Source organism: Sphingobacterium sp. NGMCC 1.201703 (genome assembly GCF_047784615.1).
In the GTDB taxonomy this organism is placed as follows: domain Bacteria; phylum Bacteroidota; class Bacteroidia; order Sphingobacteriales; family Sphingobacteriaceae; genus Sphingobacterium.
Genome location: NZ_JBLOHD010000006.1, coordinates 355,736 through 380,748, shown reverse-complemented (window position 1 = coordinate 380,748; position 25,013 = coordinate 355,736). Strand labels below are relative to the sequence as shown.

19 protein-coding genes and 3 tRNA genes are annotated in these 25,013 nt (G+C 38.3%); 12 read left to right on the top strand and 10 right to left on the bottom strand.

The genetic code is table 11. From position 1 onward, the window contains the following. Positions 1 to 12 precede the first annotated feature (12 nt). The 5 genes from ACK8HY_RS15190 to ACK8HY_RS15170 all read left to right on the top strand — a co-directional run bounded on the left by ACK8HY_RS15190 (position 13) and on the right by ACK8HY_RS15170 (position 5,326). A complete protein-coding gene (locus ACK8HY_RS15190; RefSeq protein WP_416134136.1) occupies positions 13 to 447 on the top strand; it encodes a hypothetical protein in 435 nt (144 codons plus the stop codon). Positions 448 to 541: 94 nt separating this feature from the next. After that, a complete protein-coding gene (locus ACK8HY_RS15185; protein ID WP_416134135.1) occupies positions 542 to 2,380 on the top strand; it encodes a hypothetical protein in 1,839 nt (612 codons plus the stop codon). 457 nt (positions 2,381 to 2,837) lie between these two features. Further along, the gene (locus ACK8HY_RS15180; RefSeq protein ID WP_416134134.1) at positions 2,838 to 3,305 is read left to right on the top strand and encodes a JAB domain-containing protein; all 468 of its coding nucleotides are present in this window, start codon (positions 2,838 to 2,840) and stop codon (positions 3,303 to 3,305) included. A 411-nt stretch (positions 3,306 to 3,716) separates the two neighbouring features. Further along, entirely contained in the window at positions 3,717 to 4,541 is an 825-nt protein-coding gene (locus ACK8HY_RS15175) for a hypothetical protein (RefSeq protein WP_416134133.1), read from the top strand. Positions 4,542 to 4,627: 86 nt separating this feature from the next. Then, positions 4,628 to 5,326, top strand: coding sequence for a hypothetical protein (locus tag ACK8HY_RS15170; RefSeq protein WP_416134132.1), 699 nt, complete (start codon positions 4,628 to 4,630; stop codon positions 5,324 to 5,326). A 124-nt stretch (positions 5,327 to 5,450) separates the two neighbouring features. On the opposite strand, the gene ACK8HY_RS15165 is transcribed toward ACK8HY_RS15170, so the two are convergent. From ACK8HY_RS15165 to ACK8HY_RS15145, 5 genes are all read right to left on the bottom strand, one after another. After that, positions 5,451 to 6,314: a hypothetical protein gene (locus ACK8HY_RS15165; RefSeq protein WP_416134131.1), complete on the bottom strand. Its 864-nt coding sequence runs from the start codon at positions 6,312 to 6,314 to the stop codon at positions 5,451 to 5,453. Between the two features lies 1 nt (position 6,315). Continuing rightward, positions 6,316 to 7,590 carry an AAA family ATPase gene (locus ACK8HY_RS15160; protein ID WP_416134130.1) on the bottom strand — a complete coding sequence of 425 codons (1,275 nt, stop codon included), beginning with the start codon at positions 7,588 to 7,590 and terminating at the stop codon, positions 6,316 to 6,318. An 869-nt stretch (positions 7,591 to 8,459) separates the two neighbouring features. Further along, positions 8,460 to 8,532 (bottom strand) — tRNA-Lys (locus ACK8HY_RS15155). A gap of 289 nt (positions 8,533 to 8,821) precedes the next feature. Further along, entirely contained in the window at positions 8,822 to 9,685 is an 864-nt protein-coding gene (locus ACK8HY_RS15150) for a hypothetical protein (protein WP_416134129.1), read from the bottom strand. A gap of 279 nt (positions 9,686 to 9,964) precedes the next feature. Continuing rightward, positions 9,965 to 13,168: a S41 family peptidase gene (locus ACK8HY_RS15145; protein WP_416134128.1), complete on the bottom strand. Its 3,204-nt coding sequence runs from the start codon at positions 13,166 to 13,168 to the stop codon at positions 9,965 to 9,967. Between the two features lie 500 nt (positions 13,169 to 13,668). On the opposite strand from ACK8HY_RS15145, the gene ACK8HY_RS15140 reads away from it, so the two are divergent. Further along, positions 13,669 to 14,859 carry an MFS transporter gene (locus ACK8HY_RS15140; RefSeq protein WP_416134127.1) on the top strand — a complete coding sequence of 397 codons (1,191 nt, stop codon included), beginning with the start codon at positions 13,669 to 13,671 and terminating at the stop codon, positions 14,857 to 14,859. Positions 14,860 to 15,159: 300 nt separating this feature from the next. On the opposite strand, the gene ACK8HY_RS15135 is transcribed toward ACK8HY_RS15140, so the two are convergent. Together ACK8HY_RS15135 and ACK8HY_RS15130 are read right to left on the bottom strand one after the other, a co-directional pair. Continuing rightward, positions 15,160 to 15,231 (bottom strand) — tRNA-Arg (locus tag ACK8HY_RS15135). A 324-nt stretch (positions 15,232 to 15,555) separates the two neighbouring features. Further along, a tRNA-Tyr gene (locus tag ACK8HY_RS15130) sits at positions 15,556 to 15,636 on the bottom strand. A 287-nt stretch (positions 15,637 to 15,923) separates the two neighbouring features. Here ACK8HY_RS15130 and ACK8HY_RS15125 point away from each other — a divergent pair. The 6 genes from ACK8HY_RS15125 (at position 15,924) to ACK8HY_RS15100 (ending at position 22,067) form a co-directional block, all read left to right on the top strand. Continuing rightward, positions 15,924 to 16,556, top strand: coding sequence for a peroxiredoxin (locus tag ACK8HY_RS15125; protein WP_077436921.1), 633 nt, complete (start codon positions 15,924 to 15,926; stop codon positions 16,554 to 16,556). A gap of 84 nt (positions 16,557 to 16,640) precedes the next feature. Next, complete coding sequence (locus ACK8HY_RS15120) at positions 16,641 to 16,955, top strand: thioredoxin family protein (RefSeq protein ID WP_077436920.1); 315 nt, start codon at positions 16,641 to 16,643, stop codon at positions 16,953 to 16,955. After that, positions 16,936 to 17,190, top strand: coding sequence for a DUF6952 family protein (locus tag ACK8HY_RS15115; RefSeq protein ID WP_077436919.1), 255 nt, complete (start codon positions 16,936 to 16,938; stop codon positions 17,188 to 17,190). Before ACK8HY_RS15120 ends, ACK8HY_RS15115 begins: the two co-directional genes overlap by 20 nt. Positions 17,191 to 17,581: 391 nt before the next feature. Beyond that, complete coding sequence (locus tag ACK8HY_RS15110; protein WP_416134126.1) at positions 17,582 to 20,035, top strand: PIG-L family deacetylase; 2,454 nt, start codon at positions 17,582 to 17,584, stop codon at positions 20,033 to 20,035. A 9-nt stretch (positions 20,036 to 20,044) separates the two neighbouring features. Beyond that, on the top strand, positions 20,045 to 20,254 hold the full coding sequence (locus tag ACK8HY_RS15105; RefSeq protein ID WP_077436917.1) for a hypothetical protein: 210 nt from the start codon (positions 20,045 to 20,047) through the stop codon (positions 20,252 to 20,254). Positions 20,255 to 20,351: 97 nt separating this feature from the next. Continuing rightward, positions 20,352 to 22,067, top strand: a complete 1,716-nt coding sequence (locus tag ACK8HY_RS15100; protein WP_416134125.1) for a sodium:solute symporter — start codon at positions 20,352 to 20,354, stop codon at positions 22,065 to 22,067. A gap of 200 nt (positions 22,068 to 22,267) precedes the next feature. On the opposite strand, the gene ACK8HY_RS15095 is transcribed toward ACK8HY_RS15100, so the two are convergent. From ACK8HY_RS15095 to ACK8HY_RS15085, 3 genes are read right to left on the bottom strand one after another with little or no spacing between them, the layout of a single operon-like run. Beyond that, positions 22,268 to 23,125, bottom strand: coding sequence for an N-acetylmuramoyl-L-alanine amidase (locus tag ACK8HY_RS15095; protein ID WP_416134124.1), 858 nt, complete (start codon positions 23,123 to 23,125; stop codon positions 22,268 to 22,270). 11 nt (positions 23,126 to 23,136) lie between these two features. Continuing rightward, entirely contained in the window at positions 23,137 to 24,174 is a 1,038-nt protein-coding gene (locus ACK8HY_RS15090) for a DUF3078 domain-containing protein (protein ID WP_416134123.1), read from the bottom strand. A gap of 21 nt (positions 24,175 to 24,195) precedes the next feature. After that, positions 24,196 to 24,948 (bottom strand): hypothetical protein, encoded by a 753-nt coding sequence (locus ACK8HY_RS15085; protein ID WP_416134122.1) that lies wholly within the window; start codon positions 24,946 to 24,948, stop codon positions 24,196 to 24,198. Between the last annotated feature and the right edge of the window lie 65 nt (positions 24,949 to 25,013).

Genomic DNA, 25,013 nt, shown 5'->3' with positions numbered 1-25,013 from the left:
AAAGATTCACGGATGAATATTGTGCAATTAAACAAACGCTCACAGGAGCAAAAATCATTATTTACTAGCACAACAAAACGGGCTAGTGCAAAGAGCGCTAAGTATACGCTTTCTAATAAAAATTTCTTTATCGAAAACCATGAATATTTCGGAGTGGTTTCAAAAAAATATTTCATCGAATACTATAGGTCGCTCGACAACGAGCAGCGACTAGGTCTATGGTTATTCTTCAAAAATCTTTCGGCAGGAAATAAAATGGATATATCCGAAGTTCGGTTTAATGAGGATAATGTTTCGTACGTTGAAATCAAAACTACACTCGATAGAAAGCGAACTAAATTTGATCTATACTATATGAGAGGCTTGTATAAGCTGTTAGGGTTTGCGCCGTTTACTAAATACGATCTTGATGTCAAGGAGTTGCTAAAGATAGCAAATCAAAAATAAATCGTCACAAGCTGGGGTAATCTCCCCAGCTTATTTATTCCAAATTTCATAAAATTTCCATAAGCCAATTTATTTGGCCCAGCATTTTAATGTCATGAAAACAGAAAATCTATACATCGCAAAAGGTGATTATTTAAATAAAATACTTTCTCGAATCCCTACAAACACATTGCTATTTAAAAATATTACTGGTATTGGAGCGACTTACTCAGAAATAATGGATAAGACCAGAAACTCAATCATAATAGTACCAAATGTTCCTGTAATACAAGGCAAGCGAGCTAAACACACCCATCTATTGGGAGTTTATGAAGGAATAGGAAAAGATCAAATCAAGCGCTTTCTAAAGAAAAGTAAGCCAAAATTTAAGAAAATCATGGTAACTCCTGAATCACTATCCCGCGTATTGGACTCGTTGAAGGAATTAGAAATAGACTATCTCAACGAATACTTTCTTTTGATTGACGAGTTTGATAAAATGACACACGATAGTGACTTTCGTGAAGAAATTACGTTTCCAATGTCGCTATTTTTTGAGTTCAAGAATAAAGCAATGGTGAGCGCAACTCCTATTATTCCATCAGACACTCGCTTTGAAAAACACAATTTTACAATTAAAAATATTGTTCCAACTTACCCTATCACGAGAGAGTTAAAGTTAATTACAACAAATTCGGTATTGGATGCATTTAAGTCTAAATTAGAATCCTGTAAATCAGATAAAATATTTGTTTTCTTTAAATCACTAGCACAAATCTCTAATTATATTAACTCATTGAATATTGAAAGTGAGTCTAGTATTTTCACTTCAAAGGAAGAAGTCAAAGAGTTTTACAACAAAAGAAAAGAAATAACCCCCTATCATCTAGGTTATATATTGGACGAAACAAAGTTCAGCAAATATAATTTTCTGACCAGCAGATATTTTACTGCTGTCGATATAGATATTGAAGAAGATGCTGATGTATTTATCCTTGCAGATTTGAAAGTTTCACATACGATCATCGACCCTTCAAATGAGATTATTCAGATACTAGGCCGATTTAGAAAGAACAACATCAAATCAGCACATTTCATCACAGATATTAGCCCCAGTATCTCCTTTAAAAGCCAAGAACAGTGTAAAGCATATTTGGAAGCGAACCAAGAGGTATTTAATTATCTTAAAACTATGCGCTTTTCCACGCCAGACTTAGTAATTAAGGAAGTTATTGATGACCTTATTGATATGACTGGCTATAAGATTTTTGTAAATAAGGATTATAGCATTAACTACTTTTTAAGAGACAATTATTGTCTGTCAAATCACATCAAATCGTTATATATCGATATAAAAAGATTAATGGTCGAATTTAAAAATGTAAAAATTTATAATACGGAGATGAAATATTTCAATGTGTTACATGAAGATTTACCGTTTTCAAATCTTGATTTGGACAAAGTTAAATTTAGGGATACCAGCATTCCATTTTTAGAAAAACTAAACACAATCATTGATAATCTAAATGAGTTACAAGATATTCAAAAGAGAATTCACGCCGGTGAATATGTGATCGGAAACATGCAAGAAATGACAAAATATCTTTTAGAAAAATATCCTGAGATATTCAATATCTTCATGGACGAGGGTGAAGACAGACTAAGGGAAATTGCCAAAAGTCAACTTAAATTAAGCCAATACTATCAAAAGACCTATCTCAATGACGCTTCAAAAAATTATCCTTTAATTTCCGAATTACAAGAAAAATTTAGAATAGGAGAGGTATATAAAGAAGCATCTATTTTGACCAAATTTTTCATGGTTGCGAAAAACTATGATATTGGGATCAAAAGGAATAAACATTGTCTAGGATTATTTATCGAAACAAAGAAAATTTCAAAACTTAACGGACAAAGAAGACTAGAAATCACAGGATTCATCCATAAAAAATAAACGATTTTCGGGACATCAAAATCATTATTTATACCCCCCAATAATTTTGATGTCCTGAAATTTTTTGTGTAAAATGAACATCGCACTATCCATATAATCAGTCTATCTCCCCCCAAATTAGTAATAAAAAAAATCGCAACTATTTAAACTGTATTATTAATATAGTCGCTAATAGAAATAGATTTTAAAAAACTGAAATACAGCAATTTATTACTTGAATTTGCGAGTTTGAATCCGATATAACATGTTTTTCAGCTCTTTAAATACGGAATCACAGCATTAACAAATGGTTTCTATTTCTAAAAAGTCAGCCCAGCTTCCACAAAAAATAAAAAATTATATATTTTTTCCACAACCAATAAATAAACACCCCCACCTTTAAACACGAGAGGTGTATATTATTCAACCCCCAATCGTTGCATTGAGAGAAACGATTAATAAAAAACATAATCAAACCATGAAAAATCTACTCAATGTTTCAGAAATTCGGGTCGAGTTCGTTCCCGAATTTAAAATTTCAGAGTGTCCATTAATTACCAATTCACAGCAAGCCTATAAAATATTGATGCAGGTCTGGGACAGATCCGTTATGAGCTTTTTAGAAGAGTTTAAAGTTATCTTACTTAACAATGCAAACAAAGTATTGGGCATTATAGACCTAGCAAGAGGTGGTAAGGATTTCGTTCCAGTGGATATGAAAGTTATCTTTTCCATTGCGCTGAAAGCATCAGCATCTAAAATTATACTGGCACATAATCATCCATCGGAGCAATTACAGCCAAGTTCTGCTGATAGAGCAATCACAAAGAAAGCTATTGAAGCAGGCAAGTTCTTAGACATCGAAGTTTGCGACCATCTAATCGTAACGCATGATAAATACCTCAGTTTAAAAGATGAAGGATATTTTGACATTGATAATCAATAATTATTTATCTTTGTATTGTATTAAAATATTGAAGAAATAAAGCGTTAGCTTGAAGTTCTTGTGAAAGAGAAAACCTAGGAAATTTTCAATTGCACAACAAGAGCGGATAAGGTGACGTTCTACGCTATATATAAGCGTGGGACGTGCCTATCTGTTTGTTTGTGCAGGGTTCTCCTAGGTACCTCTCTCAGCAATCAGCTCTAGGTTACGTCCCACGCTTTTCTATTATTAACCAATCGATAGGGGATGAATCGATATTAAATCAGCATCCTAAATGAATTGACCTTTCTAGTGCGGATTCCCGTAAAACACAACTCACAAATGAATTTACTTTTATAAGCGATATTTTATGCCCATCGCTTGATTCAGATTTACCGCTCTGGGCATAGCGGTTTAGACATATTAGATTTTATGAAAAAGATTTTTTATTCCTTTTTAGCGTTCATACTTTTTGTTAGCTGTTCGAAAGATGACAGTCCAGATGACCCAACCGTAAATGGAAGCTGTACGGTTGCATCCATAAATAATTTATACAATGAGGTATTAAAAATAAAGTACGATGAAAACAGACGAATCGTTGAGTATTCAAGTGGTACCGATCGTATATACACTTACTCCTATTCTAAGACACAAATCGAAGTTGTTGAAAACCATCAAACCCAAGTATATGATTATGATACAAAAACATATCACCCAGTAACCCATCAAACTATTTACAAATACACACTAGACGATCAAAATAGGATTGTGAAGCGTACATATAAGACCGATTACAATGAGATAGCGACTTATAAATATAAATATTCGGCGGAAGGACTTTTATTAGCGATTACAGGTGACGATGGTAAAATCTATACTCAGATTAATTATAATAATGGAAATATTAGTGGCTTAGATCATCCTATCTTTTCGGAAACCTATAAAGTTGAATTGGACGCTTCAAAATCATATGCGCCATTTTCCAATCTTATAATTGATTTTTTCTCAGATAATGCTGATGAGCAAGATTATATTCTTTATGAACAAGGTTTTTTTGGTAAACTACCTAAAAAAAGAATCAATAAAATTAGCGGGAGTTCTAAAAGTGGTACTCTTACTCAAACATTCACATATAAAGAAGACTCCAAAGGAAATGTAACGGATATAGATGAATACAATGCCCATACATATAATAATAGACCCCAAGATAATACATCAACAGTCAAAACAGCTTCCCTTACTTATAAATGTAAATAAGGCTATCTAGCGGGATATTAAATATTGTGTTTAAACCTCTCCAAATCAGAGAGGTTTATTACATTTGTCACCTTATTAAACTATTTATGCGTTTTATATTTTCACTATGCGCTGTACTTTTAGCAAGATTAATCTTTGAGGACATAATCAACTATTCAAATGTCTACACCCTTCTTGTGGTGGTAATCGTATTTCTACTTGTTTGTGGTTACCTATATCTAGAAAAGGCCTATAATTGGTTTAAATTTATTGGGATAGCAAGCCTAATTTCGTTTTGTTTTGATATGGACACTTTAAATAGAATTGACATATTTGGAATCATTGGAAAATTCCTGCCTATATTATTCTATGTTGCTATTGGATTAATCGCTCTAATTATCATTGCAGTATCTATTTTAACGTTACATGATTGGTGGCATAAAAAATTCAATAAGCCGAAAAATAGAATAGAGACAATATACGACATCTTTCCAAATCAGAAAGAAGACATACCAGATGAAAACTTTCAATTTATGCAAAGGGTGTTTACATCATTTTTAACTGCCCATGCCGTGAACGATATTTGCGAAATTGATGAAAATGCCGAGCTTCTCATTACAGAACTCCATTCAGATGACGAATATGATTTGTTATTCCATATCGACATATTAAGCCTAGTGAAGGATTATTCAGAGTTGGTTCCACAACCCAAACTGGAAGAATTTGTCATCCTTTTTATTAAGTCATACTACGATGAGGTGAAAGGGTACTATACCTTTAGATTTTCAGATTCATTTTCTTCTTAAAAACTCTACATCTCACCTATAACCATCCCCAACACGTCATTTGAAACTTTTGAGGGTTTCCATGAGTGTTGGGGATTTATTACTTATATCTTAAAATGACTAAGTCATTCTTTTCTTTGTGGACCTAATTAGCAGAAACATTTACTAATGAATGAAAATAATGCTTATCCTGATCCTCATTAAAAGTACTGATACAGTTAAAAATAAGTTGGTTTATAATAACATTTTTAACAAATGCAGTTACTTTATGTTTAGCCAAACAAACCCTAATTACTTGGGAAAAATAATGTTCCAATAAATGACCATAACAAAACTTGCTAATAGACAGATTTTTTATCAAATCTTTCTCTTCAACAATAATGCTACCATTCTTAACATTAAAGGTATCCTCATCTAGAAATGGGTATTCATCTTTGCTTATATTTATATGGGAATTCGGATTATCTCTTTTGAAAATTGTCTCACCTTTTTCAAAAAAATAGTGATCATAATCAATATACTTACGAATAGTTTTTTCAAAATAATTATATACACCCCTTAATTCAGCCACTTCTTTTAGATTTTGACCTAAATTAAGACAGACTATATAACAAATGTTATCAATATTAAATATATCATTTTCAATACTATATCCGTGACTATATATTATATTAGGATGAATTAATCGCTTATTATTGACTTCATCATACTCACTATCCATACATATTATAGTATTGCTTAACGTTTGATCTAATATTTTAGAAGAAAGTTTTAATAAGACCGTCTTACTTCCTACAGACTTAAATTTTACCTCTTTTAAAGTCGAATATTTCGAAAAAATATTTTTCCAAAAAATTATATCCCTAGATTCTTCTGTGTATTTATCTTCGACAAGTATCTCATCTAGACTATAGCTTTTTTCTCCTCCTTCAACATAGCAAATAGCTTTTGACCGATAGAATTTATTTAGGTTTCTTAAACCTGAATTTGAGCGCAAAAATACTTTCATTTTATAAGATACAGTCTTCTATAAAAATAACAGAATTTTGATAATCACCAACGATGTCAGGAGAATGTGTTGCAAAAATAACTTGTGATGTCGAGTTAATTGTTTTAATACTCTTAACTAATTTTTCTTGCCAATCAACATGTAAGGATAACTCGGGTTCATCTGCGATATATATGTGTGGCGAATCATTTTGTAAAAGAGCTTCCCCGAGAATAATGATTAGTTGTTTTTCCCCTGAAGATAGTTTTTTCAAACTAAACTCTTTGTTACTCTGTGTTTTTACAATGAAATCATTATTTTTTGTAAAAATCAATTTTTTTCTTTGCAACATAGAGTTTACAATCTCGAGAAATAAATCTCGAGATCTAAAAATCTCCTTTTTCCTCTGTTCAAGAAAAGTCCATTGTTGGACAATCTTATGAATTCTATTCGTTCCTATCAATGAAGCTGCATGGTTGAAATTTAGATTCTCTGAGTTTTTCACCCTTTGATTTGCTCTTTCGTAATTTTCATAGTGTTTCTCTATCTTTTTGCTGTAATGTCTTTCAGGAACATCAAACTCTCTAAAAATGTCCCGAAGAGATTTGATTTCTAGAGGTATATTTAAAGAATCATTACTTCTAAAATAACCCTCTGATTCATCGGATATTAATGATAAAAAAATTTGTTTTTGGAACAACTCAGTTTCTTCATTTACCTCAGATTGTAATAATGAAAAATGTCTAATAAATTTGTTTGTTATCTCATCAATCTTTCTGTCCACTGAGGGTTCATGTGATTCACCATTTGTTTTATTATTAAATCTATTTATTGATAACCAATTTACAGATGTTATGTTCCTGAGGACAGTATATATACTATCTCTTTTTGAGATTAAACCTTCTTGAAATACTCTATTTTGAACTCTTCTACCCCTTAAAAATCTTTCCTCTTCCAACTCGTTTAATGAGAAATCAATTGGTTCTTCTTTAGTCGAAAACCTAATTTTGACATTAATATTATTAAATACGGAGTATTCTTCATGAGTTTTTTTAATTTCTATGTTTGGCTTGAACTTACTCTTATCAAAGCTCCTAAACTTAATGAGTATCCTGTCAAATTCTGTTGTATCTAATGTTGGAAAATCTAACTTTATCGCAGCAACGATTAGGTTAATAATGGTGGTTTTTCCAGATCCATTTACTCCAACTATAAAATTTATATCTCTGTTGAAATTAATTATAACCTGTTTATCTCCCCAAAATCCTTCAATCTCGATTGTTTCTATATAATTCATACGTTAACGAGGTAATATGGCATTCCGTTTCGGAATTTATGCCATTAAGATACGCCAAACTTTATAAATATGAAACCTTATTTCATAAAATTTCATATTTATAGCTTCGCTGTTTGTCATACTTAATGTTTTATAAATCCCTTCACTTCATAAAAACTCTTTTGTCTTTTGAATAAGCATAGCATGCACATTCAAAATCCAACCGCTTTTAGAGTTTGGCTCGCCTGCTGTTCTCTCAGGCTTCGCTCTTGTCACTATTTTTGATAAGCCCAGGTCACAAGCCCCTTTTTCAAAAATACCGCCAAGAAGCTTCGTCTATTTCATAGATATCGTTGAATCGTGCTTCGCACTTTTCTTCAACGACCTTCGTTCAACTCGCAGGACGGCGAGCGATTAAACAAATTTTTAAGAACTGGGTGAGACACCGAAAATTACTTTATATACCCCCAGAAAATTTTCGTGTCTCAGCGTTGGATCGAATTCATAGCTTATAGAGCTTGTAAAAGAATTTTGAGGTGTCAACTATTCTAAAACTGTTTACGATTATTAGATGACTTTAAAAAGCTCTATCAAGATAAATAGGCGGTGAGACATGAAAATAATTAAGGGGTATAAAAAACAGAAAATGGTATCCCATCACAATTTTCAAATTGATTTTTCACTATTTTGCGAGACAAAAGTGAGACAAAGTGAGACACTTTGCGAGATAAAAAGGCCCTAAAACGACCATTTTTTAGTATCTTTGAACAAAGAAGTAATTAATAGATTTTATAACTTCTCGGCATGGCATAAATGCAAAAAACCGCTTTAAAGGCACTATAAGGACACAAAAAAGCCATCCTACTACGTAAAACGGCTTTTTTAGATAGTGACCCCGCTGAGGCTCGAACTCAGGACCCACAGATTAAGAGTCTGTTGCTCTACCAACTGAGCTACGAAGTCATTCGATAAACCAAATGTAAGATTCACCGAAGAGAAAGTCAAGTTTAGAAGTAAGTTTTTATTCTTTGTCTTTCATTTTCTGCTCCATCGCTTCGATTGCTTTAAATGTGCGTTCATACATGGGGTCTGAAAAGGCTGATGCAAGCACATCCCATGTTGGGACCAAAATGGGGATTATGAGCGCTATTCCAAACTTGCAGGGCTCCAAAAAAAATTAGACATCCGCTTTCAAATCATCCTCGCAGAATGACGCTCAAAAAATTCTGTACCTGCTATACATCATAAACTACTATTTATTCATTTTAGGAATATCCTCCTGCTTCCTAGGAGCAACGACCATCCCCATGATCATCGGCCGAACTTCCATCTCTATCGGTTTGTTTATTATTGTTTTACCCCCCTTTTTTAATGGGATGACAACTGTTCGATAGCCGATCATTTCTGCCCGAAGTTCCTGATTCTTGTTCAGGAGGGATTGTGGCACCCAAAGTTCAAAATTACCCTTTTCATCAGCCTGTGTATGGTAGTTTCCTATGGTCACATTCGTCCCCATCATATTGTCCCCACCAGAAGCGCAGACAATTTTTCCGGTAATCTTTACTTTACTGCTATCCTGATTTGATGATACTTGACTGTTATTACCTCGAAGGTTTGAATTTGTTTTTTTCCCATCAGATTTACCTGTTCCATCTCCTTTCGATTGTACCACAATCACTTCTCCTGTAGTCGTATTATTGACAGGATGGTCTGGATTTATTTGTTTCCCAGCGGGTTTTACACCTTTTTCTTTTGATTGTACGGTCGTTCCTTGTTCAGTTGTCACAGCCCGTCCCTGAGCTTGTACCATAGGAAAACTCAATGAACCGATCAACATCAATCCTGCAGCAATACCACTCCATCGATTGAGCCATAGCGGATTTTTTGCAAAGGAAACACTGGCATCCAGTTCACGTAGCAGCTGGTCTTCATAAAACCGGCCACAAAGCCCTCTACTGGATTTTTTGATCTGATCGATAATTTCCTGATCGCTCATCTCCGAGAAGTCAACGACCACCTTTTCACACTTGCCACAAAAGCGGCCCTGTTCCTGTGCTGTCATTTTACCCCAATCTGCTGTGCAGGATTCTTTTACTTGTAATATGATCTTTTCCATGTCTATGTCTTTATGTTTGGTGAGGGATGCAGAAAAATTCAAGATTCCACAAGTGCGGAATAAAATAATTTTAAAACCTGTAAAGAGGGAATAGAGGAATACAAGTAAAAATAAAAAACAGGCTGTGTCCAAAAAATGCTCGGACACAGCCTGTTCATCAACTTCAATATCGCTTTCAAATCAAATTCGGAAGCTATTTTTCGAAATAGACTTTCGATATGGTAAAGCCATAGCTGTAGGGAATCCGCCAGCTTATAGCCATTTATTCATGTTACCGCACTATTTGAGATCAGCTAAAATTTCCTTCACTGCACGCTCCAGTTGCGGATCTTTGTTTTCCATACGGTCCTGCACCGTATTTTTGACAAAGATATCCGGCGCCACACCAGTCTGCTCTAAATCCTGACCATCGAGGGTATAACATCCCCAGGAAGGTAAGCGGTAAAAAGAACCATCTACCAATCCTTTGCCAGAGGTAAAGATGATCCAGCGGTAAGTTTCATTACCGATGATCTTGCCCAGTTTTAGCGCTTTGAATCCCGCTGCGGTCATTTCGGCATCACTCAACGATTGCTCATTGATCAACAGCACCATCGGTTTGGCTGCGGGTGCAAAATTACTTTGGGGTGCACGTTTTCCGCCACGATATTGCCATTGTAGATAGGGACGCTGCGACAAAAAGCGTAACACCTCATCGTGTACATTTCCACCGGTATTGTAACGTAAGTCCAGGATAATTCCCTGTTTGTTATTTTCCTGCTCAGCCATGTCGATGAGAAAGCGTTGCAACTCTCCGCCCGACATATTCTTCATATGCGAATAGGCAATTTTATTGTCACTTAGCCTATCAACACGGCCGCGGTTATCCTTGATCCATTCATCATAAATCAATTCCCTAAAAGCTGAACCGGAAATTGGTCGCACATGGGTATGGATTTCTTTACCATTACGGTTTAAAGTCAGCTGCACTTCCTCTTCCAATGATGGCCAGGTAAAATAACTATCCCGGTCTGCCGCAGTATTTAATTTAACACCATTGACAGCGACCAGTACGTCACCGGATTTGATGTCCACTTCTTTCTTTGCAGCCGGCCCATTGGTCACAATGCGACTGATTTTATAAGGATTCTGACTATCGTAGTCCACACCGATTTCATTAGTCACGAAGCCAAATGGTTTACGTTCTTCTGCGCCCATGGAACTAAAGCCAAGGTGAGAGGAATTCAGCTCCCCTAACATATCGTTCAGGAGAATACGCAAGTCATTGCGGTCATTGATACCAGGTAGATATTTCTCATATTTCTTTTTGGTTGCTGTCCAGTCTAAACCATGGAAATTGTGGTCATAAAAGTTCTCTTCCAAATTGGCCCAGGTCTCATAAAACATCTGGTTAAACTCTTTCTCAAGATCTCTATTGAATTTATAGCTCATGGTTATCGCATCGAGCTTATTCGCCTCCAGATTATACTTCTGTATGATACCTCGATGCAGCACAAAGTACTTACCTGCAGATTCCTGCACCAGGCCCATACCGCCTTCGATAACCTTCTCTGTTTTGGGAGCAGTGAATGGTTCATAAACCGTACGGTAGGCGCTGAACTTGCCCTCATGGTCAGACCCATAGAAAACATAGGTCTTGTCTGCCTTTTGGATCACCAAAGGGTTATATTGTGTCCCAAATGTAGGGCTGACCTGCTCAATACGATCCCGTAACCCCTCAAGATCAAGCTGTACCAAGACGGTTTTCTTGGGCTCCGGACTAGAAGCTGCCGGTTTATTCTTATCCGCATTGGCCTTGCTCTTATCCTTGGCATCATTTTCTTTTTTAGGCGCTGTTGGCTTATTTGCGACCGAATCTTTTTTTACTGTCGGCTGAGCAAATAATTCATCAAACTTCGTACTGCGATAAGGTTGGTCAAAATTGGTCAGCGCCATACGGAAGATGCTCGAATTTTGCATTCCGGTAGGGTATGAGGGCCTTGTTCTATTACTTGCAAAATAAATATACTTGCCGTCTGGCGACCAATAGGGGCTGGTCTCGGAGACACCGGTATTGGTCAGGTTGGTCGTTTGTCCACTCTTGAGGTTATGGACAAAGATGTCCTGCTCAAAATTACGCATTGCGGTAAATAACAAATAATTGCCGTCCGGCGAAAATGAGGGCGAAGAATTTTGGAATCCCCAGATTTCGTCTTTGACTATGGTCTGGCTCTTGAGACTACCGAGATCCAAGGTACGCACCTCATCACGGCCACTTAGGTACACCGCTTTAGTACGATCAGTATTAAAGCTAATATCACGGTTGTTTCGAAGATCCTGGGTCAGCTGTTTCACTTCACCTTTGCCATCCGCTGTGCGGGAAAACCAATTTTGATAGCCCTGGAATGTCTGGCTATAGAGTAGGGTTTTGCTATCCTTAAGCCATTTGACCTCCATGACGCGCTCACCCTGCCCCGACATTTGACGGACAAACTTGCCCTCGCTATCGGAGACAAAAAGCTCGCCTCTGGATACAAAAGCAATTTTTTTGCCGTCTGGGGAAACATCAAAATTGCTGATATTCCCCGTGATATTGAACTCTTTCAACTTGCCAAGTACCTGATTGCGGTTCAAGGCAATATTAGGCTGCAAGGTTTTCTTTCCATTGACATCGTAAATATAGAGCTGATAACCCTTTTCAAATACGATCTTCTCGCCGTTTGCTGACACAAAGGGCCGTTTAATAGATTCCGGAAAGCTTGTCAACGCTGTTTTGGCCTTTCCGTTGAGCTGATACAGGTTGTATTCGCCGTTGTTTTCATCCGAAACGTAATATATCGTTCCTTTTTGGTCTATCGTAGGCCATAGGTCTTTTCCGACGTAGTCTGTATACTGTTGAAAGTTTTTTGTTTTGGGATTATAGGAACGGATATCCGGGTTGAATGCTCCTTTATAGCGCTTGCGGTTTGCCGAACTATATCCTTCCCAGCTATCATTGAATAGGAGCTCTCCTGATGGGGTAGGAACAATACCGCTGATGTAATTAAAAAAATGTGGAAATAGGCGTGTTGCCGTACCGCCATCTACTGAGACCTGATAACCACCCATACGATTATAACGTGTCGAAGTAAAATAGAGTGTTTTACTGTCCCAGCTCCAACTATCCACTTCATCCGCGGCATCATGTGCGGTCAACTGACGGATGTCCCCGCCCGCCAAGGGCATGACATAGACGTCCATATTCCCATTTTGATTGGCCGAGAATGCTAACCATTTGCCATCTGGGGAGATTCGGGGATTGATCTCATTACCTTCCATCCCGGTAAGCCGGACAGCAACCCCACCTTGGCTTGCCACTTTCCAAAGATCACCTTCATAACTGAATACCATCTCCTTCCCATCGGGCGTCAATGCAGGATGAGAGAGGAATGTCGGTTGCTGCGCAACAACATAAGCAGTTCCACCATAGGCGAGAACTGCACTTAAAAGCAGTTTTTTTATCATTATATCTAGGCGGCTAATAATTGTTTGCCTTTAACAAAAATAGAATAGCTTATTGAAAAACCGTTGAAGTATTGCGAATTTTACAATTTTATTGAATTTAGCTGGATGTTAGAGGTATTGATTGAACATCTTCGTATATTTAATGTAAAATACGGGATATATATATTTAACATCTGGCCGCTGAACATAGCAGCAATCAGCAAGGGCTAACCAGAAACAGGCAATATATAGGTCATTGATAATAAACTATTTAAAATCAAACTAATTTATCCAATAAAGAGACGAAGATAATTATCGCAACCACTATACCTGAACAACTAAATAGAAGATGATAATTAGAGTGCATTTTGACGATAATTATCACTTGGCTTTAATTGCTTATTGCTCGCTCGATCAATAACGATCATTTTTTCTGTTAGGACCGGTTGCCAAATTTCTTTATTGATCCTATCGTAAAATGAAATACTTATCCGTAACTTTGCACGCTCAAATCGAATACTATGGACGCAACGTTAACTCTCTCAGAGGAAGAACTTTACAACAAGCGCAATCGCATACGGATTGCGGTATCACTTTTCTTTTTTTGTCAGGGCATTGCTTTCGCATCCTGGGCCAGTCGAATTCCTGTCATCAAGGAGCGCCTCCATTTGAGCGAAGGACAACTGGGAACAATTCTATTGATGCTTCCTGTAGGACAACTGGCGACAATGGCTCTTTCGGGCAAGTTGGTTACCAAATATGGCAGCGCCAAAGTCCTACGTATCGTACCGATTGCTTACGCATTGGTTCTGTGCGCTATCGCCTTTGCTCAAAATGCCTGGCAACTGGGTGCTATTCTATTTCTTTTTGGCGTCACAGGTAATATGTGCAACATCTCGGTCAATACACAAGGGGTCGCTACAGAGCAGATCTATAAAAAGTCTATTATGACTTCTTTTCACGGAGCCTGGAGTATCGCTGGTTTTACCGGAGCGTTAGTTGGACTGCTGACCATGAACCTTGGCCTGGATACACTGCCCCATTTCTTGATCATACTGGCTTTCGTCACGGGCAATACCTTGATTAATCAGCGGTATCTGGTGCCGGGAAAATCGCCACAGAAAGAAAAGCGGAGTTTCTTTTCCAAACCGGAGGGAAGCCTTTTACAACTGGGTATCATTGGCTTTTTTAGTATGGCAACCGAGGGAGCCATGTTTGACTGGAGCGGGGTATACTTTAAGGAAATTGTACATGCTCCCGAAAAATTCGTAGTCATGGGCTATGCGTCTTTTATGATCATGATGGCTATAGGCCGTTTTGTGGGTGATGGTGTAATTCGTAAACTGGGAAGAAAAAGAACCTTACAATATAGCGGGCTCCTGATGTTTGTGGGCATGATGACCTCGGTCGTTTTCCCCCAGTTTATTGTATGCACCCTTGCTTTTATGCTTGTGGGGATCGGTGTTGCCTGTAATGTACCGTCTATCTATAGTATCGCTGGCCAAAACAAAAATGTACCATCAGGCGTGGCATTGGCTATGGTTTCCAGTATTAGTTATCTCGGTTTTCTAATGGGGCCGCCGCTGATCGGTTATATCGCAGAGGTTCTTAGTCTCCGATATTCATATGGTGTTTTCGCCTGCTTCGGCCTGCTTATGTTCGGCATGGTTGGAAGGTTATCGCTATTTAAGGAACCGCAGCCAAATTCGTAACAGTATTCGCTTTAATAATATCTTCTTAGTATACTTAGTTGTTTTTGATCTCCGCTATTTTATTGATGTCTTACCACTGTTCCCTGCGATATTTTCGGCGGTCTCGGTTTACCATGTTTACTCTGGCCTGAAGATCATCCTTATTTAAGAAAAACCAGTCCAATTAGCAGCGTTATTGGAAGAATAGCTATAGAGAGAATAGCAAAGATGATGGTATCCTAAAATAAACAGGAGAAGTACCTTTTATGGTATTTCTCCTGCAATCGAAAAGCGACATTGCTGACGTCACTTCTTTCTATGTAGCCCCGAGCAGAATCGAACTGCTATCAAATGTTTAGGAAACATCTATTCTATCCGTTGAACTACGGGGCCATTTCAAAAGCCAAACTTAGGTTTATTTTATAAATAAGTCAATAGCTACATGAAAATCCGCACTATATTTTTTTTGGCTCTATTACAAGAAAAAAATATTCGATAATATTCAACAATGCCTCAACTACCGCCACATGACTATATACATCCAATAACGGAAGTAGCTAAGGATTAATCTGGAGTAGCCCCAGACACCCCTGCGACAGGCCACTTATAAATATAGACGCAACAGCCCAAAGAGCTACCTTAAACAGATTGCCATCTGTGCAATGTGTTCATCTATTTGGCAGGAAATTTAAAGTGACTTTTATAAAGGGAAAAATGTGGAGGGAGAAGGATTCGAACCTTCGAAGCCGAAGCAACGGATTTACAGTCCGTCCCATTTGACCGCTCTGGAACCCCTCCAGCATTGCGCTATTTTGAAATAGAACGTCGCAAAAGTAGGTTTTGCGCAGCAGATGTGCAACTATTTTGACGCATTAATCTGTAACTACCCCAGTATGAATTGTTTTATTTTTATCGAAATGCCCCCGATCCCATATAAACGCATCATCAACGACATATTAATATAATAAAAACTTATTGTTATATTCCAGTCATAATAGATTTTGATGATAGTGTATTGGTAAAATCAATTCGCTTTTTGATCGGAGTTGCCTTATCTTTGTGCCAACAAAAAAGAAAGATATATTATGAGTTTCACAGGTAAAAGTTTTCCAAGCATTACAGTAGATGCAATCGATTATTTAGGCGACAATTTGCAGATCAACATTTTCGAAAAAGCAGTTAAAGAAGGTAAAAAAGTACTTTTGTTCTGGTATCCAAAAGATTTCACTTTTGTATGTCCTACAGAGTTACATGCTTTCCAAGAAGCTGCTGCTGAATTTGAAAAACGCAACACGATCTTAATCGGTGCTTCTTGCGACACAAACGAAGTTCACTTTGCTTGGTTAAACACTGCAAAAGATAATGGCGGTATCGAAGGTGTTGAATATCCTATTTTGGCTGACACTAACCGCAACTTGTCTAGCGTATTGGGTATCTTGGACGTTCAAGAAGTGGAGCATCCTGAGTACGGAACATTAGCACAAGGATCTGCTGTTACTTACAGAGCTACTTATTTGATCGACGAAACTGGCCGTGTATTCCACGAGTCTGTAAACGATATGCCTTTGGGTCGTAACGTAAAAGAATATTTACGTCTTATCGACGCTTATGCTCACGTACAAAAATTTGGCGAAGTATGTCCTGCAAACTGGGAAGAAGGTAAAGATGCAATGAATGCAGACAGAAAAGGTGTAGCTGACTATTTAGCTAAGCACTAACAATAAAAGACCCTAGGTCTTATCGACAGGGGCCTTATCCCGGCTCCTGTTGATTTCTCCATCAATCACCTTAATAATAAAATCATGTTACAAGAATTAGAAAACGATAATTTACAAGAAATTGTAAACAATAACGATATTGTGATGGTTCAGTATGCCGCTACCTGGTGTGGTAACTGCAAAATCATGAAACCAAAATTCAAGAAATTGTCCGGCGAAAATGAGGATGTTCCTTTTATCATCGCTGATGCGGAGAAATTTCCGGAATCACGCAAATTGGCTAACGTCAATAACCTACCTACATTTGCTGCATTTAAAAACGGTAAATTGGTGAATCAAGTACAAACAAATAAGTTGGACGCATTAGTAGAATTATTCAATGAAGCTGCCGGTAATTAAACATCTTACAGAATTCATCGAACAGAACGATGTCGACTATGTACTGGAGACCATCGAGACATTGGAAGCGCTTACCGAAGCTCCATTGAAAGATGAGGAACTCGACGTAATCGGTGAATTAATTTCTAACCTATACGGAGCTGTAGAGGTTGATAAATTGATAAAAGAAGGCAATTCGAAAAAAGATGCTTTAAATATGTTTATGAAACGTGTTTTAGGAGCAATTGACAAATAATTTTGCTTGATCAAACACCCTAAAGTGAAACTTTCTTTTTCATATTTTTAGTTGCTCAAAAGCTAAATTGTTGACAAAATTTAGCAATGTGGAAAACTAATTGAAGGAATCTGACAGAACTAAATATTTTCTACATATATTTACTATGTTAAAGGTTGCCACTTGGAGCGAAGCGACAAAATAACTATTCTCTAAAAATTCGTTTCAGGAAAAAATATTTTAATTGTTAAACGGAAATTTCAACTTGGTTGGAATTTCCGTTTTTTATTTAAGATGAATATGAGCTAACTTGTTTATTTTCGTGCGGTTTCATCTACTTTATAGCGAATAATATACATTAAAATTACAATGCACAACGATGCGGTTTTGGATGAAATCTTTATCTTTAAACATGCGAAAACCCTTTCTTTCTGTCCTTATTCTATTGGCGAGTATCTTGTCAAAATCAACTGTACAAGCACAAAATCCACAGTGGAATGCCGCCGAGATCAAGCTTAATCTAGAAAAACTGAATGTTTTAGGCTCTGTTTTGTACTTTGCAGCGCATCCAGATGACGAAAACACCCGTCTGATCGCCTGGTTGGCCCAGGAGAAAAAATATCGAACAGGCTACTTATCCCTGACACGTGGTGACGGGGGGCAAAATCTCATCGGTACCGAGCAGGGCATCGAACTGGGACTCATCCGTACGCAGGAACTTCTTGCCGCACGAAAGATTGATAAAGGGGAACAATTTTTCTCCTCAGCCTATGACTTTGGGTTTTCCAAAACACCCGAAGAAACGTTTGCCTTCTGGGACAAACAACGGGTGCTCGCCGAAGCAGTATGGTTGATCCGCAAATTCAGGCCTGATGTCATCATAACAAGGTTTCCCCCCGATGCCAGGGGCGGACATGGCCACCACCAGGCCTCAGCGATGTTGGCACACGAAGCTTTTAAGGCCGCAGCGGATCCCAAACAGTTTCCCGAACAGCTCCAATACGTAAAAACCTGGCAGGCAAAACGCCTCCTTTGGAATACATTTAATTTCGGCGGACAGGACAATACAAGTGAAGATCAGCTGAAGGTGGATATCGGCAACTATAATGCGCTTATAGGGGCTTCCTATGGTGAAATTGCCGCACATAGCCGTTCCTCACACAAAAGCCAGGGCTTCGGATCGGCCGCTCAACGCGGTTCTTCCATCGAGTATTTTGAATATGTCGACGGGACTCCCGCCAAAGCTTCCCCGTTGGAAGGAATAGATACTTCCTGGAAAAGGATCGCAAATAGCGAAACAGTACAGGCACTGATTACAAAAATTAACCAGAACTATCGGATAGATAGACCAGAATCCTCTTTACCTGACCTGATCCAGCTCTATAAATCCCTTGATCTGATCAATGATACATACTGGAAAAATGAGAAGAAAAAGGAGGTAGAGAAATTAACCTTAGCCTGTGCCGGAATTTGGTTTGAAAGTATCGCAAAAAATCCTGAATATGCTGTAGGTGATCAGATCAATGTCGACAACGCCATTATTGCACGACGTCCGGATGTTACCGTACAGTTGGCTAAGCTAAATGGCAAAGAGGTGCATAAAAACCTTGTCAACAACCTTCTTTTAAAAGATGCTGCTACCGTTAGCGCAACAAATTCAACACAGCCTTATTGGCTCAATGAACCTCACGCCAAAGGAAAATTTAATGTCAGTGATTTCAATCTAACCGGTTATCCCGAAAACCCCAATAATCCAAAAGTACGCTTTGAATTATTGATCAATGGGACCACAATTGCGTTTGACCAGCATATACAATATAAATATACGGATCCCGTTCGCGGCGAAATCTACAATCCGATAGTTGTCCTTCCACAGCTTACTGCAAAGAGCTCCAGCCCGCTGGCGCTCACTCAAAATGCCCAATCCGTTAAAGTAAACCTCATGTTCAAAAAAAACGGACAGGATCGGGTACAATCATTCAATGTAAAGGCTATCGGTGCAAAAGGCTGGAAGATATCTCCGGCTTCATTTGAACTCCAGTTTGCCTCAGATGTCAGCAATCTCTCCAAAGAGATCACCATAAGCCCCTTAGATGCCACTGTTTCGTCTATTGATACCCTACTTTTCCAAGTCGATCAAAAGGATAGGCTAAAAGAGATAAAATCAATAGGTTATAACCATATTCCGGAGATCGTTTACTTTCCTGATGCCGCTGTCAGGATGAGCAATATCCATCTGAACAACGAAATTAAGAAAGTAGCTTATATCCATGGCGCTGGGGACCTCATTCCGGAGTCGCTCAATGCTATTGGTATATATGTAGATGTCCTAACGGGCGAGCAGCTATTAAAAAGTGACCTTTCGGGCTATGATGCAGTTATCCTGGGCGTAAGGATCTTTAATGTCAACAAAGATATCATTCAGATTCAAGATAGACTGATGGACTATGTCAGTAAGGGTGGAACTGTTCTTGAACAATACAATGTCAGCAATGGCTTGGTTTCGAAAAATTTTGGCCCCTATGCGTTTAGCCTTGGAAGGAGCCGGGTTACCGATGAACTTGCTGCTGTTCATTTTGACGAAAAAGATCCTGTTTTCAATTATCCCAATAAAATTACAAAAGCGGACTTTGACAATTGGGTACAGGAGCGGGGATTGTACTTTGCTGAAAATATTGACAAAAGATACCGTACACCGATCAGCATGCAGGATCCGGACGAGCCTTTGCATAAAGGATCATTATTGATTGCAGAACATGGAAAAGGAAAATTTGTCTATACATCGTTATCTTTTTTTAGACAATTACCTGCGGGAATTCCCGGAGCTTACAGATTATTTGTAAATTTGTTATCAAAATCAAAATAGAATATCATAATGGAAAATCAGATTGACAACAACTGTACAACAATAGATGCAGGAAAGGCTAAAGGAATTATCCTTTTAGTTGCTGTAGTATTTGGTGCATTAATTGGCTTCACTGCAAATGAGACATTTTTAAGTATCATTGGCGGTGCTGTTATCGGATTGATTATCGCTGCATTTTTTAACAGTGTTATCTATCCTCAAAAAGCCTCAGATAGATAAAAAACAACATGAATAGCTGGAAACGTTACTATTGGATAGTCGTTATCTGGCTATTTATATTTATCCTTTTTCTGTACTTTTTTACGAAACATTATTCATGAGTACGGTAGATTGGATCGTTCTATTGCTAACACTTTTGTCGATTGTCGTCTATGGCATCTATAAAAGTCGAGGGATAAAAAATATTGATGGTTATCTTTTGGGCAATCGTTCTTTGCCTTGGTACCATGTCGGGCTTTCGGTAATGGCCACTCAGGCGAGTGCCATTACTTTTTTGTCTGCTCCCGGATTAGCATACTCCTCTGGGATGAGTTTTGTACAGTTTTATTTTGGTCTCCCTTTGGCCATGATTGTACTCTGTATTACCTTTATCCCAATATTTCACAGACTTAAAGTCTTCACTGCCTACGAATTTCTGGAGAAACGATTCGATGTCAGGACCCGCGGGCTCACCGCATTGCTATTTTTGATCCAGCGTGGTATTTCAACGGGTATCACTATTTTTGCCCCATCGTTGATCATTTCGGCTATTCTCCACATAGACCTGACACTAACAACGCTGATTATCGGAAGTTTTGTGGTTATCTACACCACCTATGGGGGCACTAAAGCTGTATCTCACACGCAATTGCTCCAAATGAGCATTATATTTGGGTCACTTCTTATTGCTGGTGTGCTCGTCATCCATTTGCTCCCGGCAGATGTAGGCCTTTCTAAAGCGTTGCACATTGCCGGCAAATCAGGTAAAACCAATGCCCTTGACTTCACTTTTGACCTCAACAACAACTATACGCTGTGGACAGGATTGATCGGTGGTTTTTTTCTGCAGTTATCTTATTTCGGAACAGATCAAAGCCAGGTAGGCCGTTATCTAACCGGATCGTCCATAAAGGAAAGCAGAATGGGATTAATTATGAATGCCCTTTTAAAGATCCCCATGCAATTTGCTATCCTATTGATCGGTGTCCTCGTATTTACTTACTACCAATACCACCAACCGCCTATCTTCTTCAACCAGGTCGAAGTACAGAAGTTGAAAGAAAGTCAATATGCCGCTTCCTATCAAGAACTGGAACAAACACATACTCAGTTATTTCAGCAGCGTGAATCTATGGTCAATGATCTCAATACAGCGCTAGATAAGAATGATGAGGAGAACATTGAGACTTCCCGTTCGGCATTGCATCAACTGAATGCACAAATGCAGCAAGTGAAAGACAGCACACTGACACTTATCAAGAAAAACAATCCGGCAGCCGAGACAAACGATAATAACTATGTATTCCTGTCCTTTGTCACCAAAGCCTTTCCCAAGGGGCTGATCGGCCTGCTGATCGCCGTTATTTTTCTGGCCTCCATGGGTTCTACCGCCAGTGCAATTAATTCGCTGGCTTCAACAACAACGATAGATATTTACAAACGTTTTATAAACCGCAATGCTACTGAAAGACAGGATCTCCTTTGGTCGCGTATATTTACCTTAGCCTGGGGTATCTTTACAGTTGTCATCGCCCTATATGCGAACAGACTGGGCAATCTTTTGGAAGCAGTAAACATCTTAGGTTCTTTATTCTACGGTACGATCCTAGGCATATTTATCGTTGCCTTCTATCTAAAAAAAATTCAGGGAAAGGCTGTTTTCATCGCCGCGATTCTCTCTGAAATCATGGTCATTGGTATTTGGTACCTGGACAAGATTCCTTTTCTATGGCTGAATCTCATTGGCTGTGTGGCGGTAATGATAATCGCTTATTTGATACAGCTTTCGCTCAAAAGAGATGCTACTATACCTGACATAAGCAAGACACAATAGCAACAATCCGAAGAAATAGGATAATAGCCCCCATACAAAGGCGCTGATTACGAATCGGAATTTAATTTGGAGAGGCTTCTTAATGTCCGCGAACATAAAAAAGTCCGGATTCATAGCAACCCCGAACTTTTCGTTTTATAGACCGAGATACCAACGTCTTATTTGGTATCAGTGATCAGGATTCGCCTTTTGACAGCTTATTAGTATTTCTTGTAAATATTATAAAGTACACTTTTATCATAAACCGTCAACTCGGGCGTTGTATCGCGTACGATAAATTTACGTTTAAAGGCAACGATCGCGGCTTTTAGATTAGATGTATCATACCCAATGATCTTAAGCGCGTCAATGGCATTAAAACTATCGGGAGGGGCAACGAGCTTACCTTCATCATACCAGATGCCAAATCCTTTTTCCGCCAGCTTCTTCCAGGGAAAGAAAACACTGGGATCATTTTTACGTGCCGGAGCGATATCCGCATGACCGATAAAATTATTGTCAGGAATCAGATAACGTGATTTTAATGTATCCAAAACAGTGATCAGTGAATTGATCTGCGCATCGGGAAAGGGTTCCCTGCCATTATTGTCCAATTCAATTCCGATAGAACAAGAGTTCATGTCCACAATAGTTCCCCATTTAGCTACACCGGCATGCCAGGATCGTACATAGTCATTCAACATCTGGATAATCTCACCGTTGCGGCCGATCACATAATGTGAACTCACTTTGGTGCGTGGGATCTGGAATGTCTTGATCGTCTGGCCTACACTATCCTGTGCCGTATGGTGGATAATCACAAAATTTGGTTTGCGGACATCATAGTGTATAGCTTCAGCCTGCCGCCAGTAGGGGTGTTCACCTGTCTTCTGTAAGAAGATCACTTTTCTTTCCTGCGGTGTCAATTGATTTGTGTCGGGCTTGGCCACAACCTTCTCCTCCAATGTAGCGCCAGGGAGGAAAGAAGCAACCAGTGGTGTGGTCATAGCAGCAGCTTGTCCCTTGGATTTACAGCTCGCCAAGGACATCAACACAGCAAATACAATTCCAACTGACACTGGTCTAAACATTATTTTGGTAAACTATAGACAATTCCCATAGCCAATGACTGGCTCAATTGAACTCTTGAGATCACATCTGGATCATAGATCATAATTCCATTCAGATTGACGTTGATTACCCGGGTCACTTTTGCTGTTACGGTTACATCAAGGCGATGGGTAGGATCCGAAATCTTCTCATAGTCCGCAAATAAATTGTAACGTGCTTTTACATTCAATTTATCTGTAAAATTCTTATCTAAGTTGCCCGTAAGCTGGAATGCCAGCGCATTGGCAAAAGAACGGTCTTCTTTCACCCCAAATCTCTCCCCAGTACCTACCGTAGGATTGGCAGGATCTCTATAATAGCCGTACTTTTGATAAAATCCTTCTCCAGAACGAGGTTTTACGCGCTCATCCAAAATAAAGGTCTGCCGTGCGGTACCCGTACCAAAACGCAACGAAAACTCATTGCTCGGCTTATACTCAAGACCGAATGATTCTGTTAGATAGGCCGGCGCCATAAACGCATTTTCAATATAATCAATCGTGTCCTTACCATTTACAGCTTTATATTTATAACCCGCATCAAATTGTGACTCGAAGGTTACCGATGTAAACAAGGCCCAGTTTGCCGACAATTTATAAGATAACTTGTTATCCCAAAAAATACGGTCATTGTTCTTTTTTGCGATATTATTATTATTCTTGATCTTACCGTAACGGAGATCAACTTCAGTCACAAAATTAAAGTTGTCGCGGGTATAATCTGATTTGTGATTGGCGTTGAGGCCAACAGCGATAGATCCAACACCACCACCTTTCCAATTATCGTTAAAGGATGCCTGGTTTAAGTTGATACCAAATTTAGTCCAATGTTTCCAGTAATCGACTTCAAGATTGAGTTGGGGTACAACCGGACGAATGGTTTTTATATTTAAAGGTAGCTCTTCTTGTACAGAAATTACGGTATCTGGTTTTGCTCTAAGATCCTTCAGATCCTGCGCCTTTATACTTGTAAAAGAAAGGCAAAGCAAAGCCATGCCGACAAAATTGAATAACTTCATTCTGAAAACTCTATTTTTTGTTTACGGTACTAATTTATAATTAATTGTTGGAAAAGGCTCAATAAAATATTGCGAAGGATTCATTCGGTAACGTGAATAGCAATCTTTGATGTAATTTGTGACTTCGTAATCGCTTGCCGCCAGGATAAAAAAATAGGATGGTCTAAATATTCTTCTAAACCGTTCTGACTCCTCAACATTGAGCCCCGTAACCTTACTGATAAGTTCTTTCGTAAATTTGTAGTCGATCACATTTTCCTTATAATCGTTTTCTATGGTCTTCGTCAGTCTACGCGCTCTCTTGGCTTCTTTACTAAATAAACTATAAATGGAGTTGATACTCAATCCTGCCCCGCTAGGTCCCACTGAAAATACATCGCCATATCCCGCCAAGCGGTAGGCTTTCTCATAATCTTCTTTCGCCTTTTTCAGAATTTCCTCGGGGTTCTTTCGTGCGGACACCTGAACCTCATCAATATAGATAGACTCCCTTCTCAAACGAAACAACAATAACCCTTTATTGTCAACAGCAAGGGTATCTGAAAAATATTCCTTGCTCATGGCAACGATCTGATCACCTATCCGGGCCAGAAAATCAAATTCACCTTTTATATTATTATAGAATACCTCGCCTGTCCTTAAATTGGCAAGTTTCACATTTCCGATACGTTGTTTGGTTTTTTTGTCAAATACAATTCCTTCAACTTTCTTTTCCTGACAAAAAAGTAGGGGAGAACTGCCCAATATGGCTACGAACAGAAAAATATAACGCATTAGTTTCACTTTCGTAAAACTACTATATCGCCATACAAAACTGAAATATTTAACATCTTTTAAAG

What these genes read in the sequence shown, in the direction of transcription:
- ACK8HY_RS15150 (WP_416134129.1), bottom strand. Translation starts at nt 9,685, where the DNA reads ATGGAAAAGATCATATTACAAGTAAAAGAATCCTGCACAGCAGATTGG.
- ACK8HY_RS15145 (WP_416134128.1), bottom strand. Translation starts at nt 13,168, where the DNA reads ATGATAAAAAAACTGCTTTTAAGTGCAGTTCTCGCCTATGGTGGAACT.
- ACK8HY_RS15090 (WP_416134123.1), bottom strand. Translation starts at nt 24,174, where the DNA reads ATGAAGTTATTCAATTTTGTCGGCATGGCTTTGCTTTGCCTTTCTTTT.
- ACK8HY_RS15170 (WP_416134132.1), top strand. Translation starts at nt 4,628, where the DNA reads ATGCGTTTTATATTTTCACTATGCGCTGTACTTTTAGCAAGATTAATC.
- ACK8HY_RS15125 (WP_077436921.1), top strand. Translation starts at nt 15,924, where the DNA reads ATGAGTTTCACAGGTAAAAGTTTTCCAAGCATTACAGTAGATGCAATC.
- ACK8HY_RS15190 (WP_416134136.1), top strand. Translation starts at nt 13, where the DNA reads ATGAATATTGTGCAATTAAACAAACGCTCACAGGAGCAAAAATCATTA.
- ACK8HY_RS15180 (WP_416134134.1), top strand. Translation starts at nt 2,838, where the DNA reads ATGAAAAATCTACTCAATGTTTCAGAAATTCGGGTCGAGTTCGTTCCC.
- ACK8HY_RS15140 (WP_416134127.1), top strand. Translation starts at nt 13,669, where the DNA reads ATGGACGCAACGTTAACTCTCTCAGAGGAAGAACTTTACAACAAGCGC.
- ACK8HY_RS15165 (WP_416134131.1), bottom strand. Translation starts at nt 6,314, where the DNA reads ATGAAAGTATTTTTGCGCTCAAATTCAGGTTTAAGAAACCTAAATAAA.
- ACK8HY_RS15085 (WP_416134122.1), bottom strand. Translation starts at nt 24,948, where the DNA reads ATGCGTTATATTTTTCTGTTCGTAGCCATATTGGGCAGTTCTCCCCTA.
- ACK8HY_RS15100 (WP_416134125.1), top strand. Translation starts at nt 20,352, where the DNA reads ATGAGTACGGTAGATTGGATCGTTCTATTGCTAACACTTTTGTCGATT.
- ACK8HY_RS15120 (WP_077436920.1), top strand. Translation starts at nt 16,641, where the DNA reads ATGTTACAAGAATTAGAAAACGATAATTTACAAGAAATTGTAAACAAT.
- ACK8HY_RS15175 (WP_416134133.1), top strand. Translation starts at nt 3,717, where the DNA reads ATGAAAAAGATTTTTTATTCCTTTTTAGCGTTCATACTTTTTGTTAGC.
- ACK8HY_RS15110 (WP_416134126.1), top strand. Translation starts at nt 17,582, where the DNA reads ATGCGAAAACCCTTTCTTTCTGTCCTTATTCTATTGGCGAGTATCTTG.
- ACK8HY_RS15105 (WP_077436917.1), top strand. Translation starts at nt 20,045, where the DNA reads ATGGAAAATCAGATTGACAACAACTGTACAACAATAGATGCAGGAAAG.
- ACK8HY_RS15115 (WP_077436919.1), top strand. Translation starts at nt 16,936, where the DNA reads ATGAAGCTGCCGGTAATTAAACATCTTACAGAATTCATCGAACAGAAC.
- ACK8HY_RS15185 (WP_416134135.1), top strand. Translation starts at nt 542, where the DNA reads ATGAAAACAGAAAATCTATACATCGCAAAAGGTGATTATTTAAATAAA.
- ACK8HY_RS15160 (WP_416134130.1), bottom strand. Translation starts at nt 7,590, where the DNA reads ATGAATTATATAGAAACAATCGAGATTGAAGGATTTTGGGGAGATAAA.